We start from the raw sequence: 19102 nt of genomic DNA on the forward strand, positions 1-19102 counted from the left end.
TAACTTATCCCAAAGCGACAAGTAAATCTTCTAAAACTGCTTGTTTTTGAATCAATTTGAGTTTGGTCTTACGATTGAGTTTTTTGAACTTTATTTCAATTGATTGGGCTTGCGCACGATCGCCCACAGCGACTTGGTAGATTTTCTTTAAATCCGCAAAGCGGCGGGTGAATTTGGCCCCCAGCGGTGCACCTTGGCGGTGTTGTTGTAATCGCACATCAGGATCAATGGCGATGCCCGTGTACAATATTTTATGGTCACACAATAACACGTAAAGGTGGTATTGTTTTTTCTCAGTCATGACTCACGATGGTGGTATGAGATGCTTTGATTTTCATGTCGCGCTTGTTTTTAATAGCAACCAATATGGCCAAAGCAAAAAAGGCACCAGGTGGCAAGATGGCCAATAAAAAACCATCGTAATTGGGAAACAAAGTCAGTTCGATGAAATGACCCCACTGACCAAATAATAAATGCGCTTGGCTGAACAATGTGCCTTGTCCAATGACTTCACGCATGATACCGATTACAAACATCACCAAGGCAAAGCCGAGACCGACAAAAAAGCCATCTTTGACGGAGATCAACCAGGCATTTTTTGACGCAAATGCTTCTGCCCTGGCCATAATCAGGCAGTTGGTCACAATCAGAGGGATAAAGATGCCCAAGGTGAGGTACAACTGGTGGAAGTAGGCGTTCATCATCATTTCTAGGGTGGTGACCACACTGGCAATCAGCAACACAAATAAAGGAATGCGGATCTCTTTTTTGGTTATGGGCCGAATCAACGAGACCAATAGATTGGTGACCACTACCACAACAATGGTGGCTAAACCCATGCCCAAGGCATTGATGGCGGTATTTGAAACCGCCAACAATGGACACAAACCCAACATCTGAACCAGCGCAGCATTGTTGTCTAGCAGACGGGTACGGATAAATTCATTCATGATTCACTCACCTCATCATCAAGGTACTGACGATGATACAACAAGGCTTGTTTGATGGCGGAAACTACCGCCCTGGGCGTGATGGTGGCGGCAGTGATTTGGTGAAAAGTACCTTGGTCTTTTTTGACTTTCCATTGATTTTCAGGGGGAGAGCCTAAGGACTTTGAGGGAAATTGTTGAATCCAATCACTTTTCTCAGGCTCGATCAAATCCCCCAAGCCAGGTGTTTCTTTGTGTGCAATGATTTCAACTGTGGTTATCTGTCCGCCGTCATCGCCGCCAACCTTAACCCCAACCAGTAGCTCAATGTCACCCGAGTAACCATCGCGAGCTATCACTGGTATGGCCATGAATGTCAGCCTGCCATTTGTTTTGCCCAAATAAAGTGTCTCTTCCTGGCGGTGACCCAATTTGATTGGCTCATAGATCATTTGTGCATCGGCCAATAAGTCATTATCAATCAATTCATTGGGTATTAATCGTTGCAGTGATGCCAATTTGTTGGCTAATTTTATCGCTGCTATCTTGTCGGCTGTGAGGTGATTGCTCAGCATCAATAAGCCACTGGTGAACAAGGTCATCAGGCTCAATATGATTGGCAAAAGCCATTTATTTGATGGCTTATTTATGGGCTTAGATTCGGCTTGATCAGACATGCTCATTCACCTTGCTTTTCTTGCCGTAAGGGTTTGGAATGGTCAATCGGTCAATCAAAGGCACCGACATGTTCATCAGTAATACAGCAAATGCCACACCGTCTGGGAAAGCCCCAAAATTTCGAATCAAAACAGTCAGAATGGCAACGCCTGCACCAAAAATAATTTTGCCTCTGAAAGAGGAGCAACCTGAGGTGGGGTCAGTGGCGATGAAAAAAGCCGCCAGCATGATACCGCCTGAGAAAATGTGTTGCTGTGGTGATAAAAACACATCGCCATTAAATAAATAAAACGGTGTAGAAGCTGCGATGGTGGTCATCAAAACGGCTGCGGGTACGTGCCAAGTAATGATGCGTTTGTACAGTAAAATGGCGCCACCTATGAACAACCAATTAGCTATCCATTCCCAGCCCATACCACCAAAATCACCAAAAATGGGCAGTGCTGTCATTTCACTCAAGCTGTAGCCTTGTTGTAAACCGGTTTGGACTGCTGCCAAAGGTGTGGCTGCAGTCACGGCATCAATGTGTTCATTCGGCCGGCCGGTGAATACCCAGTCAATGATTTCCAAAAGACTCAAAGTTTTGATAGAGTCCATGGCTTCTAGCAAGCCCACGGGTGGCAGCCACAAAGACATAGACTGGGGGAAAGCAATTAAAATAACACAAAAGCCGACCATCGCAGGATTGAATATATTGTGGCCAATGCCACCAAATAAGTGTTTGGCAACAACAATGGAGAAGAACATCCCCACCACAGCCACGTACCATGGTGCTATTGGTGATATACACAGCACAAAAAGCCAGGCTGTGACCAAAGCACTGAGGTCAGTGATGAATGGCTGCATGGGCTGTTGGCGCCATTTCAAGCACCACCATTCGAACAAGTAGGCACTGCCAATGGCCAGAATCATTTGCAATAAAATTCCGAGACCAAAATAATAAACATGTGCCAGAGTGGCTGGTAATAAGGTCAAACAGACCCACATCATAACCCGCTGCACACTGATCCGTGCTGGAATGTGTGGTGCACTGGCGGTGTTTAATCTGTTAACATCTGTGCTACTCATCAACCCTCATCATCCACTTTGGCTTGTTCTTGTTGTTTGATTCTGGCAAGCACCGCTGACATTTCTGCTTTGGCGTCTTTTTTGTTGCTTAATTTTGCTGTTTTGCGGCGGCGTTTGGCTTGTCTTTCGGCTTTGATGCGCTCCAATCTGGCCTCACGTTCATCATGGCGAATTTTGGCTTGTTGTGCTTTGGCTTTTTTGTGGTCCAAGTAAGTCAATTCAGATTTGGCAAAGCGGTAAAAATCGACCAAGTTGATGTGGCTGGGACACACCCATGAACAGGCGCCGCATTCAATACAATCGAAAACATGGTGTTCACGGGCTTTCTCTAAATCATTGTGTTCGTCGTTGCCATTGATGTACCACAGCAATTGTTGCGGCAGCAGTTCCTGCGGACATACTTTGACGCAGTCACCACAGCGTATGCATGGCATCGCATCAATTTCTGGTTTGGTGCAGTCAGCTGGTAAGGCCAGCAAACAGTTGGTGGTTTTTTCAATGCCAATGTCAGCATGTGGCATGGCATAACCCATCATCGGCCCACCAATGATCAATTTATCAAGGTCTTGAAAGTCACAGGCAGCCAATTGCAGCAGGTGTTGAAAAGGCGTGCCTATCAAGGCCTCGTAATTGCGTGGTGACTCAATCGCATCGCCAGTGACTGTAATAACCCTGCTGATCAGTGGTTTTCGCAGTTCAATGGCATCATATACTGCTTTGGCGGTGGCCACATTCTGCATGATAAGCCCCACTGAAAGCGGGGTTAAACCGCTGGGAACCTCAATGCCAGTGAGCACCTTGATTAACTGTTTTTCGCCACCCGTTGGATAAATGGTAGGCACTTTAATCACGCTCAAGTCAAAGCCTTGGGCAACAAGCTCGAGCTTTTTGATGGCTGCATCCAGTTGTTTCTTAACGCCGCCGATGTTGTCTTCAATGGCAATGATGGCGCGGTTGGCCTGTGCTGCTTTCAATAACCACACGGTGCCTCTGACGATGGCCTCGGGTTCATCCAGCATCAGCCGCTCATCACAGGAAATATAGGGTTCACATTCTGCACCATTGATGATCAGTGTTGGCGCCGTATCGGTTTGAGTGGCGTGGTATTTGATGTGAGTCGGAAAGCCTGCACCGCCCATGCCAACAATACCAGCAGCGCTGATTTGTGCAATGATTTCTTGGGCAGATGCCGGCAGTTTGAGTTTTTCTGGGCGTGTTAACCAAGTGTCTTCGCCGTCGGGCTCAATGACCACACACACCGCTTGTTTTGCCTCGGCACTGGCGGTTTGCCGTTCCTCGATGGCCACCACAAGTCCTGATGTGGGGGCGTGATAAACGGTGCCTAATGAATCTTCAGGTTCAGCAATGACCTGGCCTTTGAATACATGGTCACCAATGGCAACCACCGGTTCCGAGGTGTGTCCGCGACTGGATTTGATGGCGATGACAAGCTGCTCTGGCAGTCCTGCTGGTAACATTGGTTTTTCACATGAGGCTTTTTTGTGGTGTCGCAACACCAAACCCCCGTGAAAGTGTGACAGCCTGTCTTGATTCATGACAAAGCCTCCGGAAATCCTTGGGCCTCGCGCACGGTGTGCATCAAGGATGGTTTGGGCTTTCTGTTGATGGGTGCCGGTAATGGCGCTGGAATTTTAATGATACAGTCAACCGGACAAGCTGGAATACATAAATCACAACCGGTACATTCATCCAGTATGACAGTGTGCATTTGTTTTGCTGCACCGACGATGGCATCGACGGGACATACTTGAATACATTTGGTGCAGCCGATGCAATCAGGCTCAACGATTTCCACCACCTGATCGGCTTCTTCGGCACCGTTCTCTGGATTCAGTTCAAGCACTTCAACATCCAATAACTCGGCCAATTTTTTGATGCCTTCCTGGCCGCCCGGTGGGCATTGGTTGATGGGTGCCTCGCCAGCTGCAATGGCTTGAGCATAAGGTTTACACCCAGGATAATTACATTGGCCACACTGGGTCTGCGGCAGGATGGCATTGATTTGTTCAACAATCGGATTGCCTTCGACTTTGAACTTTTTCGAGACCCACAGAATCAACAAACCAAAGGCCAAGGCCAGTAACACCATACTTAACAGGGCCAAAACCCAATGGTCAATCCAGGCCATCATGAGGTCATCCCCGAAAAGCCCATGAATGCCAAAGACATCAAACCCGCTGTCATCAGAGCAATGGGTAAGCCCCTGAATGAGGGTGGCACATTGGCCATTTCTAAACGTTCTCGAATGGCCGAAAACAGCACCAGCACCAGGCCAAACCCAACGGCTGCACCAAAACCAAAAAAGGCTGATTCCAACAATGAGTTTTGCTTTTGAACATTCAATAAAGCCACGCCTAACACCGCGCAGTTGGTGGTAATCAACGGCAGGAATAAGCCCAGTACCTGGTACAGCAAAGGCGATGATTTGTGCAGTATCATTTCAGTGATTTGTACCGTCACAGCTATCACCAGGATGAAGCTCAAAGTTTTTAAATACTCTAATCCCAGCGGTTGTAACAAGTACTCATTGACCAAGTAACTGGCAATAGAGGACATGGTCAAAACAAAGGCCGTAGCAAAGCTCATACCCAAGGCTGATTGGTATTGGGTCGATACACCCATGAATGGACACAGTCCTAAAAATCGCACCAGCACAAAGTTATTGACAAAGGCAGCGCTGATAAATATGAGGAATATATCGGTCATGGCTGAAGCGTTACTTCACTCGCATGCCCGGTTGGGCGCCATCATGTGGTTCCAAGATATACAAATCATCACCACCAGGTCCAGCTGCCAAAACCATGCCCTCTGAGACACCAAAACGCATTTTCCTTGGGGCTAAATTAGCCACCATCACGGTGTGTTTACCAATCAAGTCCTCAGGTTTGTATGCCGATTTGATACCGGCAAAGACTTTCTTTGTCACGCCGCCTAGGTCCAGAGTCAGTTGTAACAATTTGTTGGCTTTCTCGACGTGTTGGGCATCGATGATTTTAACCACCCTTAAATCCACTTTGGCAAAGGCATCAAAATCAATTTCTTCACTGATGGGATCTGCCTCTAACTGACCATTTGATTCAGTCTTTTTTGTGCTAGTAGTGGCTTCTAAGTCTTGTTTGCTTTGTTCAATAATTTTATCCAATGTCTCTGCCTCAATGCGACTGATTAGCGGTTTGAATTGATTGATCTTATGACTCAACAACGGTTCATTGATGGCATACCAATCGTTCAATTCCACGTTCAAGAATGTCTCGGCTTTGCTGGCCGTGAAGGGTATAACCGGCGCCAACCAACTCATCAAAACACGAAACAAGTTGATACCGGTAGAACACACTTGGTGTACCTCTTCTTGTTTGTTTTCGTCTTTGATTGCGACCCAAGGTGCCATGTCAGCAATGTACTGGTTGGCCTTGTCAGCCAAGGCCATGATTTGGCGGATGGCAGCGTTGTATTTACGTGCTTCGAACAACTGCGCAATTTCCTCTGAATGGCTGAGAAACTCTGCATACAATTCGGTATTGTGTAGTTCAGTGGACAAGGTTGAGTTAAATTTCTTTTTGATGAACCCGGCACAACGTGATGCGATATTGACGACTTTACCGACCAAATCTGAATTGACCCGTTGGCGAAAGTCTTCCATGTTCAAATCAATATCAACCAGTCCATCTGACAGTTTGGCGGCATAATAATAACGCAAGTAGTCAGGGTTCAAATGTTCAAGGTAAGTCGATGCTTTGATGAATGTGCCACGGGATTTACTCATTTTGGTGCCGTTGACCGTTAAAAAGCCATGCACATAAACAGCATTGGGTAACTTCATGTTGGCGCCTTGTAACATCGCTGGCCAAAACAAAGAATGAAAATAGAGGATGTCTTTACCGATGAAATGGTACATTTCATGTTCTGTATTGGGATCAATCCAAGGTGCAAATTCTTCACCGTTCTGTTCGCAAACGTATTTCAGACAGGCTAAATAACCCACCGGCGCGTCCATCCATACATAAAAATATTTGCCTTCTTCCTCAGGAATTTGGAAGCCAAAATAAGGTGCGTCACGAGAAATGTCCCATGACTGTAAGCCGGCTTCAAACCACTCTGCCAGTTTGTTGCTGACTTCCTCTTGTAGTGAACCAGAGTCTACCCAGGTTTTCAGCATGGGTTCAAAGTTTTTCAAATTCACAAACAAATGTTTGGACTCTTTCATCACCGGGGTGGCGCCACTCACCACCGATATGGGATTAATGATTTCGGTCGAGTCATAGGTCGAACCACAAGATTCACAGCCATCGCTGTATTGATCTTCGGTGCCGCATTTGGGGCAGGTGCCTTTAACAAAGCGGTCTGGAAGGAACATCGATTTTTCCGGATCAAAATACTGCTCAACCACTTTTGATTCAATGTGTCCGGCGGCTTTGAGTTTCAGGTAAATCTCTGAGACTAAGGCTTGATTCTCAGGCGAATGGGTGGAATGGTAATGGTCGTAGGAAATCCCAAAGGCTTGTAAATCGCGCCAGTGTTCTTCGCGAATGGCATCGACCATGGCCTCCGGCGTCATGCCTTGTTTTTCGGCATTGAGCATGATGGGAGTACCGTGCGCATCATCGGCACATAAAAACTTCACTTCATGACCTCGGGCGCGTAACAAGCGAGCCCAAATGTCCGACTGACTGTGTTCAACAAAATGGCCTAAATGCAGTGAACCACTGGCATAGGGAAGGGCAGATGTAATCAAGATGTTTCGTTTTGAAGAAGCAGTTATTTGCATGTGCTGACGCAATTAATTTAAAGCGCCATATTATCTCATGAGACCTGCCAAAGGTCTATGTTTGTCGCCACCAGAGGGGCTTAAATTGGGGTTTTAACTGACTAAAAATCGATGGACACCATAGCCTGAGAGTATTCCCAGTATGAGCCAAAAGAAAAAGCGCATCTCACGCCAGAATTCGCCGTCCCATTGTTCAAACATAAAGCGTGATTTGGCCGGTCTGAACCAGTATTTGATGCTGTCGAGGAAATCATTCGAGTCGGCGAAAAAGAACCGACTCGAAAACTTTAAAACAGCCATGCCACCGGCGATGGCTAATATGATTTCCATAGGGTTGAAATGAAAACTTTATTCGCCGATGTGTTTATCCAAGAAGGCCAGCATTTTTTCATACAGTTCAATGCGGTAAGGTACTTTTTGAAAGCCATGCCCGTCTTCTTTGTACATGGTTTCATATTTTATGCCTTTTTCTTTCAGTTTCTCTTCTAGTAAATAAGCATTTCCAATTGGCACTCTTACGTCTTCTTCACCGTGTACTATAAGCAAAGGCGCCTTGAGCTTATCTAAATTGTATGCAGGAGATCTTTCGGCATTAAGTTTTTCATAATCTGGACCCAACATCCTCTCGAAAAACCACAGTCGTGCTTTTTTATTTTGTTTGAAAGAGTCAGCTTTGCGCAACTGATAGTCCAAGTCGTATGGGCCGGCGTCAGGTATCGAACAGGCATACAAGTCAGGCTCTTTAACCACTGCTTGCATGGATGCATAGCCACCATAACTTACACCATGAATACAAATCCTGTCCTTATCAGCATAACCCTGTTCAATGGCCCATAATGTGGCATCAGTAATATCGTCTTGCATCTTTGCGCCCCATTCGTGAAAGCCAGCTTCCTGAAAACCACTGCCGTAGCCTCCAGAGCCTCTAAAATTCAATTGTAAAACAAGGTAACCTCGATTAGCAAAAAGTTGAGGGCGTTCCCGCCAAGCCCAATAATCTCGGGGTCCATAAGGGCCACCATGAGGGTATACCACCATCGGAAGATTCTTTAACTCTTTGCCTGGAGGTAGAGTTAATTGACCATACATTTTAAGGCCATCACGGGCTTTCATAATGAAAGGTTCGATTTTGGCCATTTCATTGGGTTTTATGTGTGGCATAGAACTGGCCAGGTAACTGACTTTTGAATTTTTACGATTAAAAACGTAAAAATCACCGGGGTTTTGGTCGCTGCGCACACGTATTGTGGTAGTGGACTTGTCGTTGGTGTATGCACCCACCGATAAATCTGAATTCGGGAAACTGGCTCTTAATGATTTATGGAATTGAACTTCATCAGCCAGGGACTCATCTTTCAAATAGAAAAAATCTGGATAACCTGCTTCGTATCTGACTCCTATCAACTCTTCATCAGCGCTGTATATACCGCCTAAAATATCTGCGTCTTCATGGCGATAAATCAATTCAATATTTCCTGACTTGAAGTCATATGAGAAGAAACCGTGAGCTCCCATGTCAGATAAGTCGAAATTGGAAATGAAGTAAAACTTGGTGTTATCCTTATTGAATCCTAAGTCTTGAACAATGGGTCTTTCGTCTCTTTTGTTATCAAATTCAACTTGCGCCCACTCCCCACCAGGTTGTTTGGTGTGAAAATAAATCTGGTCATCATCAAAGTCGTCCCTGTCAACTGGGTCAAACTCAATTGCGATACGTGGCTCATCATTATTATCAACCACTATATCAACAACAGATGAATTCATTCCTCCTATTGTGCTGGGCTCATCTGCCAAGTAATTGGTTTTGAGGGTGAAAATATTCATTTTATGCACCTTAACCCCGTCTCTTTGTCGTTTGAGAATCAGAACGTGGTCTTCATCGTTTTCTAACGTAGAGACTATGCCTGAGTATTGCAGTGGAATGCCTTCTCTTTTTTTGCCATCATAGTTGGCAAAATAGGCTCGATAGTCCTTGGCTGCACCATCCAACCAACCGGTTATGTTGCCACCAACAAAATATAACCTTTCATTTGTTATCCAGTTGAATTGGACGATTTCTCTGTCCTTGCCAACATCGAAAGAAAAAATTCCCTTCTTGTTTTTTAAGTTCATGGTGCCTAATTTGACACGATCGCCTTCCTCATAGGTGTATGCGATGTGTTTGCCATCAGGTGAAATCTGGACGTTTTTAAATTGTGATTTTTGTGCAAAGTCTTCTAAAGGAATAACTCTTCCTTGGGCTGTAAATGCTGAAAACAGCAACATTAATACTATAAGTCTCATTTGGTTTCCTGTAATTCAAGTGTTATTGTAAATAGGTTGGGGTAAAATTAGATTTGATATATTGTTATTATGAATTATTTTAGATAACAATCTTTATTCAATCAATCTCTTTCTTCATAATCAGCAGGTTGCCGTAACCGTCTTTGGGGGTGGCAAATTCCCAGGAGTCCATCACGCTGTCGATGAAGTTGATGCCCATTTGGCCGGGCAGGGGGTTGGAGAGGTCGCGCGGTTTAATGGTGCTGTCATAAACTTCGGGGGCAAAATCACGCAAATAAAACACCAAGGTTTTGTTTTGTTGTTTGATTTCCAGTTCTATTTCCCCATCAGCCATGCCTTTGTAGGCGTGTCTGATGATGTTGGTTATGGCCTCGTCCATGCTTAAGATGATTTGTTGGCAGCATGATTCATTGAAACCCACGGATGCAGCCACTTGGTGGATTTGGTGCCTGACTTCTTTGAGTTGGCATGGGCTGGCTTTGAACTGTTGTGCCAACAATACTTTTTCTTGTAAATGATCGCGCTTTTCAATCAATAGCACCGTGGCATCATCATTCAAAGTATGGCGCCTGGCTGAGGTGATGAGCTTGCCAATACGCACCTCGGGTGATTCAGATTCGGTGTTTTTAATGTCCTCTATGATGCCGTCCAATTCGCGCCGTTGGTTGTCTTGGTTGCGGGCATCGGTCAGGCCGTCTGTCAGCAGATACAGCCCGCCCTGATTGAGTTTCATTGATTGTTGTTCAAAGGACAAATCACTGGCTTTTATGCCCAAAGGAGGGGCATCGGCATTCCAGGTTTTGATGTTGCATTGAGGGCATTTGTAAATCACCGGTGGTAGTCCGGCATTTGACCAAGTCGCTACATCTGTCTTTGGGTTGTAGTAGCCTACAGCAGCACATACAAACAAACCTCTGGAGGCTTTTTCACACAATTCTTTGTTGGCTTTGGCCAGCCACTGGCCGGGTGGCAATTGGTCTTTACCAATCCAGCGCAGAAGGCTGCTGGCTCTGACCATTAACATCGATGCATCCAAACCTTTACCTGATACGTCACCAATGATGAATCCTACGGTGCCGTCATTGAGCTCAAAATAATCATAGAAGTCTCCCGAGACTTCATTGGCTGAAATGTTGGTTCCCACCACAGGAAAGGGTGGCCTTAAACGTCCCGGTAACAGCGAACGCTGTAGTTTTCTGGCTAATGTCAGCTCTTTTTTTATGCGTTTTTGTTCAACAAAATTCAAGGTAAAACGGGCATTCTGCACAGCCAAGGAAATCGGTGTGGCCAAAAGCCGTAAAATATCACTGTCTCGCTTTTGGAACAATTCTTCATCTAACTTATTCAATACTTGTAACACCCCAATGGTCTGGCTTTGGATAATCAAAGGTGTACATAACACAGATTTGGTTTGAAAGCCGGTTAAGGTATCCACGTGACAGATAAAATCAGCGTCTTTTTTTGCATCAATGATCATTTGGCTTTCGCCGGTGGTGAAAGTCCTGCCAATGATGCCGGTGTCGGTCTTGATGGCCATGTCAGTCACATCAACTGGGCCCGCGCTGGCTCGGCACACCAAATTAACTTGTTCGCGATCCACCAAAAAAATACTGGCCGCTTCAGCGTCCATATAACTTTTGATTCTTTTCACTGCCCGCATCAAGATGTCATCGATGTCCATTGACTTAACAAAATCTTGGCTTAAATCAGCCAATAAAGTCAACTGCTCTAGCGTGCCAGCAGATTGTTGGGTGGGGTCGGACTGGTTACCAGTGAATAAGTTGTTATCAACTTTCATCGTTATCAGCAGTTGGTTTGGGTGGCTTGGAATCTTTGGTTTTTTTACCAGCCCGTTTGCGTTTGATACTCATCACAGTGAATACAATACCTGAAAGGGCATAACCACTGAAAACCACGAATAATACCCATGCGGTTTTGATGGTAAGCAGGACAAATATCAGCACCAGTATAAGAATCCATACAAAGGAAACATTCTCTTTGAAAGGAATTGTCTTGAATGAATAATAGCGGAATCTGGAAACCATCAATAAGCCAGTGATGATGGTCATGGGCAGCGCAATGTATTTCAAATCAACACCACTTAACTCAAGTTCAACGCAAACCCAAACAAAAGCGCTGAGCACAGCAGCAGCAGCTGGTGAAGGTAAACCTTGGAAATAGGCTTTGTCAGCGACCCCGATTTGGGTGTTAAAACGAGCCAAGCGCAAAGCGCCACTGACGGCATAAATGAACGCTGCCAGCCAACCCAGCTTGCCAAGCACTGGGTTGACCTCGCTGAGGTAATAAAGCGACCAATTGAACATCAATAAAGAGGGCGCTACGCCAAATGATACCAGATCAGATAGGGAGTCATACTGCTCGCCAAATTCAGACTGGGTATTGGTCAAGCGTGCTACTCGGCCATCCAAAGCGTCCAGTAATGCCGCAATAAAAATACAAACACTGGCCATTTCATACTTGCCTTGAATGCCTGCTATGATTGAGTAGTACCCGGCAAACAATGCACCGGTGGTGAACAGGTTGGGCAGCAAATAGATGCCCTTTCTTTGTGGTGGTGTCGTTTTACTCATGACTTCAGTTATATTTTGTTGATGTTTATTGTACAAGATTTGCTGTTAAACACGCTTGAAATTTACTGCTATAATTTCTATGATGACTAAAAACCCCGGAGAAATCATATGTCACGCATTTTAATCACGATGTTGTTGGTGATGTTTGTTGGTCAGTCAATGGCCACAAAAGTATACAAATGGGTGGATGAAAATGGTCAAATCCATTATTCATCACAAAAACCAGTGAATCAAAAAGTTGAAACTATCAAACTCAGAAAAGCCCCCAAGGTAACTGCTGCGAGTGAGCAGGCAGATACTGAAGAAGGTGCTGAGACTGCCACTGATGAGGCAACAACGGACGATGCTGAGGATGCGGCAGAGGCGGCAGCCAGAGAGCAGCTGGCTGCAGCTGACCGTGTCAATCGCCAGAAACAATGTGAATTGGCCAAAAATAACTATGCTGCATTGAACCGCACCATCAGGGTTGTTAAAACCAATGAGAATGGTGAAACAGTTCGAATGACTGATGATGAGCGGGTCAAAGCATTGGCAACAGCCCAAAGAGGCATAGATCAGTACTGTAATTAACCTCACCACGACAAGCACATCATCTCAGCTTGGAAAGAGGGCTGATATGTGGCTGTTGATTAAGGCAAACAAATGAATCGCAGAAAAATACTTAAAACCGCCGCATTGGCGACCACAGCAGCTGGCTTGGCCGCTTGTAAACAAAACCCCACCACGGCCTCTGATAATCAGCAGTCAGCTACAAAAATCACCTGGAAAATGGTCACAGCTTGGCCGAAAAACTTTCCCGGTTTAGGTACCGGTGCGCAGTTTTTGGCTGATGCCATCAATGCCATGTCTGGTGGCCGCTTGACGGTTAAAGTGTTTGGCAGCGGTGAATTGGTGCCTGCCTTTGAAGTTTTTGATGCGGTGTCAGCAGGCACGGCACAAATTGGTCACAGTGCCGCTTATTATTGGAAAGGCAAAGTGCCTGAAGCGCAGTTTTTTGGGGCGGTTCCCTTTGGTATGAATGCCAATGAAATGAATGCGTGGTTGTATCACGGTGGTGGATTGGAATTGTGGCAAAAAGCCTACGCACCTTTTGGCTTGAAGCCTTTGCCAGCAGGTCAATCAGGGGTGCAAATGGGTGGTTGGTTTAACAAAGAAATTAAATCCAAGGAGGACATCAAAGGATTGGTGATGAGAATTCCTGGTATGGGTGGAGAAATTTTAGCCAGAGCCGGAGGCACACCACAGGCTTTACCCGGGGCTGAGTTGTTTACTGCCCTGCAAACCGGCACGATTGATGCCACCGAATGGGTGGGTCCCTATAATGATTTGGCTTTTGGTTTATACCAGGCAGCACAGTTTTATTATTACCCGGGTTGGCACGAACCAACCGCATGCTTAGAAGCCATGATTAACCAAGAGGCTTTTGATGCTTTGCCCAAGGATTTACAAGCCATCGTGGAGTTGGCTGCCATGGCCGCCAACCAAAACATGCTGGCCGAGTTCACCGCCAATAACCAACGCGCACTAGAGACTTTGGTACAGCAGCATCAAGTTGAGATCAAACAATTCCCAACTGAAGTGTTGGCTGAATTTAAGTCTCATGCCAGTGATGTGTTGATTGAATTGAGTCAACAAAATGACTTAGCTGGAGAAATTTATAACTCTTATAAGTCGTTTGCTGAGCAGACCCGGAACTGGCTTGAAATTTCCGATTTGGCTTATTTAAAAGTCAGATAGTGGTTACATGCAGGCTTGATCAGTGAATAAACCAGATTGGCTTCAGGCTTTTCCGTTCATAAATAAACACTGGCGGGATATTTCTACCCTACAAGCAAAGTTCAATGGTTTGGTGCAGTTTGATATAGCCAGCGATTGGCAGCAATTCATACAACAATCACAGCAGCATCATGCCAGTTTTGATTGGTTTCACTTACTCCGACTTTATCGACATTCGCGTTTGGCTTATTTGGCCTATCAGGACATTGCTTTGCCATTAGAGCAGCATGTAAAAACCATGCATATGGTGTCGGCCTTGGCAGATCACTTGATTCAAGTAGCCCATCAGGTCGCTGCTGAAGCAATGCAACAAAAACATGGCGTGGTCCTCGATGAGGATGGCCAGGCGGTTGAGTTAATGGTATTTGCTTTGGGTAAGTTAGGCACTTATGAACTGAATTATTCCTCTGACGTAGATTTGGTTTTTCTGTATGAGGGCGGTATTCAGTCTGACGGCAAACGATCATTGGCTGCGGCAGACTACTTTATTCGTATGGGACAAAAAATCATCAAACTGTTGGATTTTTTCAGCCAGGATGGCCAGGTTTATCGAGTTGACATGCGTTTGCGTCCGTTTGGCTCAGCCAGTCCTTTGGCTTGTTCAGTCAAGGCCTTACAGCATTATATTTTACACGAGGGTCGTGATTGGGAACGCTTCGCGTGGATGCGTGCCAGAATGATTTGTGGCCAGAGTGAGCTGCCAGTTAGGAAAATCATTCAGCCGTTTATTTATCGCCGACACCTCGACTATCAAGTGCTGGATGCCTTGCACAGCATCAAAAATGAGATTGCTGCGCATTCGACTGAAGATGCAGATAACATCAAAATGGGCTTGGGTGGCATTCGTGTTGTGGAGTTCATCATCCAAAGTTTGCAATTGGTTTTTGGCGGGCGCATGCAACAATTGCAAGGTACATCGATTCACCCCCAAATTCATAATCTTGCCGCCTTGCAAAAACTAAATAACAATGATGCCAAAACTTTAGAAAATAATTGGCTGATGTTGCGGAAAATTGAAAACTTGGTTCAAGCCGTTGATGACCAAGCCAATCATGAATACCCAACTGACCCACTAGTGCAGAGAGTGATTGCAGCTGCTTTGGGTTTTAATGACTGGCAATCAGCAGCGGCTGGAATCAAAACTCAACGGCGGCAAGTCTCACGTGTCTTTGATGAGCTTTTCAGTACCCATAAAGAGGGCGAAAAACTTGATGCCAAGCAACGTTCAGTGATTCATCATTTATTAGGTCGTTTGCCCACTTCACGCATGCCCCAACCCAGGTTAGAGCAGGTCACTCAATTGTTTGAATTGGTCATTAAAAAAACCCAAGATGAAGTCGTCTTAAGTCGCTTTTCCGATTTACTTAAAAACATCATCAATCGCCCTGCTTATATGATGATGTTGCTAAAAGAACGTAATTTGTTGACTGCGTTGTTAGGGTTGCTTGGTGAAGATGCTTATTTCGCCAGTAGCCTACAGCAACATCCAGTGCTGTTGGAGCAGTTATTTGAATATGAGTCTTTTGTTGATTTCGACCAACAGATTTTAGATCAACGATGGAAAGCTCAACAACATGCTGTGGTTGATGTCGAAAGCTGGATGGAGTCAATCAGACAATTCAAAAATGTACATCAGTTCAACCTCATGATGGCCTGGGTCAAAGGTGACCTGAGTGATGCAAGGGCCTGTGAACTGTTAACTGTTTTGGCGCAGTATTTACTGCAGCAAGTCGTTGTCTACAGTCACATGGAAGTCGGTGAGAAATATCCTGAAGCAGCAATTAAAGTGGATGATTTGATTGTCATTGCTTATGGTTCAGCAGCCACGGGTGAAATGTCGATTCATTCGGATTTAGATTTGGTTTTTGTCTTTGATGGCTTATCAATGGATCATTCCATGCGCCAATTTTCTCAACGCTGGGTCAAGCGAATCATGAGCCATTTAAGCAGTCAAATGTATAACGGTAAGTTATACGATTTGGACATGCAACTCAGGCCCAATGGCAGCGCTGGTACTTTAATCACCACCACCAAAGAATTTGCAAACTACCAACACCATCGTGCCTGGGTTTGGGAGCATGCGGCGATGATAAAATCTAAAGTGCTGGTGGGAAATTCTGCGCAAAAAAAATGGCACCAAGCTTTGCGAGCGTCTGTCATCGCTCAGCCCAGAGATGCATTGCTTGTTGATCAAGCCATGCAAGACATGGCGTTGAAACTTGCGGCCAAGCCACAAGCAAAAAACCACCAACTGGAGTTTTCGTTGTTGGCCACCGTATTAAAACAAGCGGTGAACCACCCTGAATTATTACAACTGCATCAAATCCATCACTTACAACAAAAACTTTCAGAGTTGAAATTGTTGAAAGCCGATGAATTGGATGATAGGAGCACAAAAAAAAGCCCCATTGGTGATACCAATGGGGCTTTTACAGCAGTTAAAAATTAAGCTACTTTGCTTTGCTCGCTGTCATCTGTTTGAGCTTTGGTGCGATCAAATGCGTCGAATGGATAATCATCCACTGCCACAATTTCAGCCACTTCTGCCCTGACTTTGGTCAGAGAGTTGAACTCGCTTTTGTTAATGATGTCATTCTCCAAAGCTTGAGCCAACTGTTTGCTCGGATCGATTTCATTGATTTCGCCGCTCTTAATGGCTTTCAAAATTCTTCTTTCCAAAGGTTCAGTATCAATCACTTTGGCCAACACGTGATTCATTTTGGCCACGTAGTGATATTCAGACTCTTCTTTGTCAATGCCATCTGTTAAACGCTGGCGTGTTTCATTCGGCGACAACAGCAGGCTGGCTGCTTTGTGGCCCAAACGATCCCCTGGTGGTAATTCGTGTGTACCCAGTGGGAAAATAACGCGACGCAGGAAGATGCCAACACCTTTGCTGGGGAAGTTGTAGGACAACATTTTTAAGGCTTGCTCAATTTCATAAAAATGATGGTGCATGGCCCAAGCCACAATGGGTTGGTCAGCACTTTGGTTGCCTTGGTCGCGGTATCTCTTCAGTACCGCAGAGGCCATGTATAAATGACTCAATACGTCACCCAAACGGGCCGATGTTTTCTCACGTTTTTTCAATGAACCACCGAGGGTTAACATCGATATGTCAGCAGCGAAGCCGAAAGCCGCACTGTAACGAGTGATTTTTGAATAAAATTTCTTAGTGAATTTATCACCAGGACTGCGGTCGAAACGCCAAGTACCTAAGCCTTGGAAGAAAGAACGCACACCATTTTGGAAGGTGTAACCCATATGTTGAAACAAGTACTTATCAAACTTTTTCAGTGATTCACTCATGTCTGGTAAGTGCGCCGCTTCCATTTCTTTGAGGACGTATGGATGACACCTGATGGCACCTTGGCCAAAGATGATCATGCTTCTGGTTAAGATGTTGGCACCTTCAACAGTGATCCAAATGGGTGCGCCCATCCAAGCCCGGCCTAAATAGTTTTTGGGGCCCATGATAATGCCTTTACCACCATGGATATCCATGGCATCAGAAATCATGTCTCTGGCCATGTCAGTTACGTGCATTTTAGCAATGGCAGAGGGAACTGCTGGTTTTTCACCGCGATCAACTGCCAATGCAGTCATCGTTGCGGTAGCAGCAGAAGTATAGGTTTTACCCGCGATGCGACACAAAGCTTCTTCGATACCCTCGAAACGTCCGATGGGCAGGTTAAATTGTTTGCGGATTCTGGCATAAGCACCCGTTGCAAAAGCATTCATTTTGGCGCCACCAGTTGAACATGATGGCAATGAAATGGCTCGACCAACAGATAAACATTCAACCAACATGCGCCAGCCGTGTCCAATCATTTCTTGACCACCAATGACGTAATCCATTGGAATGAAAACGTCTTTGCCTCTGATTGGACCGTTCATGAACATCACATCTAAAGGTAAATGTCTTCTGCCAATGTCAATGCCTTTGGTGTCCCTGGGAATCAAGGCCAGCGTAATACCTAATTGTTTTTTATCGCCCAATAAACCGTCTGGGTCCATCATTTGGAAAGCCAAACCAACCACCGTGGCAACGGGTGCCAGGGTGATATAACGTTTGTCAAAGTTGAGGTTGATCCCCAAAACTTCTTTGCCATCAATTTTCTTTTTACAGATAACACCGGTATCAGGAATTGAGGTAGCATCTGAACCCGCTGATGGACCAGTCAAACCAAAACAAGGTATTTCCTTGCCTTGGGATAATCTTGGCAAGTAATGGTCTTTTTGTTCTTCGGTACCGTATTCCAGCAGTAATTCAGCAGGGCCTAAAGAGTTTGGTACAGCAATGGTTGCAGCTGCAACAGCACTTCTGGAAGAAACTTTCTGCAGCACTGCCGAATGACCCAAAGCAGTGAATTCCAAGCCGCCATACCTTTTGGGGATAATCATGGCGAAGAATTTGTTTTTCATCATGAAGTCCCATACCTCTTTAGGCATGTCACCTTTGTCATGATTGAATTCATGTTCGTTCAACATGCGACACAGTTCAGCAACTGGCCCTGCCAAGAACTCTTTCTCGTCACTGCTCAGTTCAGGTTTGTCGATGTCGTGTAATTTCTTAAAGTCTGGTTTACCGGTAAATAACTCGGCATCCCAATAGACTGTGCCCGCTTCCAGCGCCACTTTCTCGGTTTCAGAAAGTTCTGGTAGAGCTTTGCGATAGAATTTCAAAAAGCCTTTGGTGAAATACTGTTGTCTGACGCCCTTTAAGTTCAAGAACAGCGCCGGTACAGCAAATACCAAAGCGGCCAAAACAGTGGTAATAAAGCCTGCATCAAAATACCAAATGCCAGCAACCAATGTAATCGCGGTTAAAACAGTCCAGCTGGTTACGCTCATGCGAAAATACCCAGCGACTAGTGTGGCGGCTAATAAAAGCCCAATTAAAGTCAAAAAAGTCATGGTTGTTTCCTAAGTTTTTAGTAACATACGGTATAGTATGGTGTTAGTTTGTGCGTTTGTCAATACGCAAGCGT

The 19102-nt window shown here is 45.2% G+C and carries 16 protein-coding genes; 3 read left to right on the forward strand and 13 right to left on the reverse strand.

Annotated elements, in window-relative coordinates:
* Positions 1-4: 4 nt before the first annotated feature.
* The 12 genes from QNI24_RS04690 to pssA form a co-directional block, all read right to left on the reverse strand.
* Positions 5-301 carry a GIY-YIG nuclease family protein gene (locus QNI24_RS04690; protein ID WP_267175128.1) on the reverse strand — a complete coding sequence of 99 codons (297 nt, stop codon included), beginning with the start codon at positions 299-301 and terminating at the stop codon, positions 5-7.
* The gene (locus tag QNI24_RS04695) at positions 294-950 is read right to left on the reverse strand and encodes an electron transport complex subunit E (RefSeq protein ID WP_267175129.1); all 657 of its coding nucleotides are present in this window, start codon (positions 948-950) and stop codon (positions 294-296) included. The genes QNI24_RS04690 and QNI24_RS04695 overlap by 8 nt, the downstream gene beginning before the upstream one ends.
* A complete protein-coding gene (gene rsxG / locus QNI24_RS04700) occupies positions 947-1606 on the reverse strand; it encodes an electron transport complex subunit RsxG (protein ID WP_267175130.1) in 660 nt (219 codons plus the stop codon). Before rsxG ends, QNI24_RS04695 begins: the two co-directional genes overlap by 4 nt.
* A complete protein-coding gene (locus tag QNI24_RS04705; RefSeq protein WP_267175131.1) occupies positions 1599-2675 on the reverse strand; it encodes an RnfABCDGE type electron transport complex subunit D in 1077 nt (358 codons plus the stop codon). The genes rsxG and QNI24_RS04705 overlap by 8 nt, the downstream gene beginning before the upstream one ends.
* Positions 2675-4231 (reverse strand): electron transport complex subunit RsxC, encoded by a 1557-nt coding sequence (rsxC, locus tag QNI24_RS04710; RefSeq protein WP_267175132.1) that lies wholly within the window; start codon positions 4229-4231, stop codon positions 2675-2677. Before rsxC ends, QNI24_RS04705 begins: the two co-directional genes overlap by 1 nt.
* On the reverse strand, positions 4228-4827 hold the full coding sequence (gene rsxB, locus QNI24_RS04715; RefSeq protein ID WP_410174819.1) for an electron transport complex subunit RsxB: 600 nt from the start codon (positions 4825-4827) through the stop codon (positions 4228-4230). The genes rsxC and rsxB overlap by 4 nt, the downstream gene beginning before the upstream one ends.
* Positions 4824-5402, reverse strand: coding sequence for an electron transport complex subunit RsxA (gene rsxA / locus QNI24_RS04720; RefSeq protein ID WP_267175133.1), 579 nt, complete (start codon positions 5400-5402; stop codon positions 4824-4826). The genes rsxB and rsxA overlap by 4 nt, the downstream gene beginning before the upstream one ends.
* A gap of 10 nt (positions 5403-5412) precedes the next feature.
* Positions 5413-7461 carry a methionine--tRNA ligase gene (gene metG, locus QNI24_RS04725; protein ID WP_267175134.1) on the reverse strand — a complete coding sequence of 683 codons (2049 nt, stop codon included), beginning with the start codon at positions 7459-7461 and terminating at the stop codon, positions 5413-5415.
* A gap of 93 nt (positions 7462-7554) precedes the next feature.
* Entirely contained in the window at positions 7555-7791 is a 237-nt protein-coding gene (locus tag QNI24_RS04730; RefSeq protein WP_267175135.1) for a hypothetical protein, read from the reverse strand.
* Between the two features lie 18 nt (positions 7792-7809).
* Positions 7810-9744: an alpha/beta hydrolase family protein gene (locus QNI24_RS04735; RefSeq protein ID WP_267175136.1), complete on the reverse strand. Its 1935-nt coding sequence runs from the start codon at positions 9742-9744 to the stop codon at positions 7810-7812.
* Between the two features lie 97 nt (positions 9745-9841).
* A complete protein-coding gene (locus QNI24_RS04740; protein ID WP_267175137.1) occupies positions 9842-11542 on the reverse strand; it encodes an ATP-binding SpoIIE family protein phosphatase in 1701 nt (566 codons plus the stop codon).
* On the reverse strand, positions 11532-12335 hold the full coding sequence (gene pssA, locus QNI24_RS04745) for a CDP-diacylglycerol--serine O-phosphatidyltransferase (RefSeq protein ID WP_267175138.1): 804 nt from the start codon (positions 12333-12335) through the stop codon (positions 11532-11534). The genes QNI24_RS04740 and pssA overlap by 11 nt, the downstream gene beginning before the upstream one ends.
* Before the next feature lie 108 nt (positions 12336-12443).
* On the opposite strand from pssA, the gene QNI24_RS04750 reads away from it, so the two are divergent.
* The 3 genes from QNI24_RS04750 (at position 12444) to QNI24_RS04760 (ending at position 16560) form a co-directional block, all read left to right on the forward strand.
* Positions 12444-12905 carry a DUF4124 domain-containing protein gene (locus QNI24_RS04750; protein ID WP_267175139.1) on the forward strand — a complete coding sequence of 154 codons (462 nt, stop codon included), beginning with the start codon at positions 12444-12446 and terminating at the stop codon, positions 12903-12905.
* Between the two features lie 72 nt (positions 12906-12977).
* Positions 12978-14072: a TRAP transporter substrate-binding protein gene (locus QNI24_RS04755; RefSeq protein WP_267175140.1), complete on the forward strand. Its 1095-nt coding sequence runs from the start codon at positions 12978-12980 to the stop codon at positions 14070-14072.
* Between the two features lie 22 nt (positions 14073-14094).
* Positions 14095-16560 (forward strand): [protein-PII] uridylyltransferase family protein, encoded by a 2466-nt coding sequence (locus tag QNI24_RS04760; protein WP_267175141.1) that lies wholly within the window; start codon positions 14095-14097, stop codon positions 16558-16560.
* Here QNI24_RS04760 and QNI24_RS04765 read toward each other — a convergent pair.
* Complete coding sequence (locus QNI24_RS04765; RefSeq protein WP_267175142.1) at positions 16557-19028, reverse strand: acyl-CoA dehydrogenase; 2472 nt, start codon at positions 19026-19028, stop codon at positions 16557-16559. The two genes, QNI24_RS04760 and QNI24_RS04765, sit on opposite strands and share 4 nt — an antisense overlap.
* Positions 19029-19102: the final 74 nt, after the last annotated feature.

Origin of the sequence: Marinicella marina, from assembly GCF_030065545.1 — a bacterium.
Lineage (GTDB): Bacteria > Pseudomonadota > Gammaproteobacteria > Xanthomonadales > Marinicellaceae > Marinicella > Marinicella marina.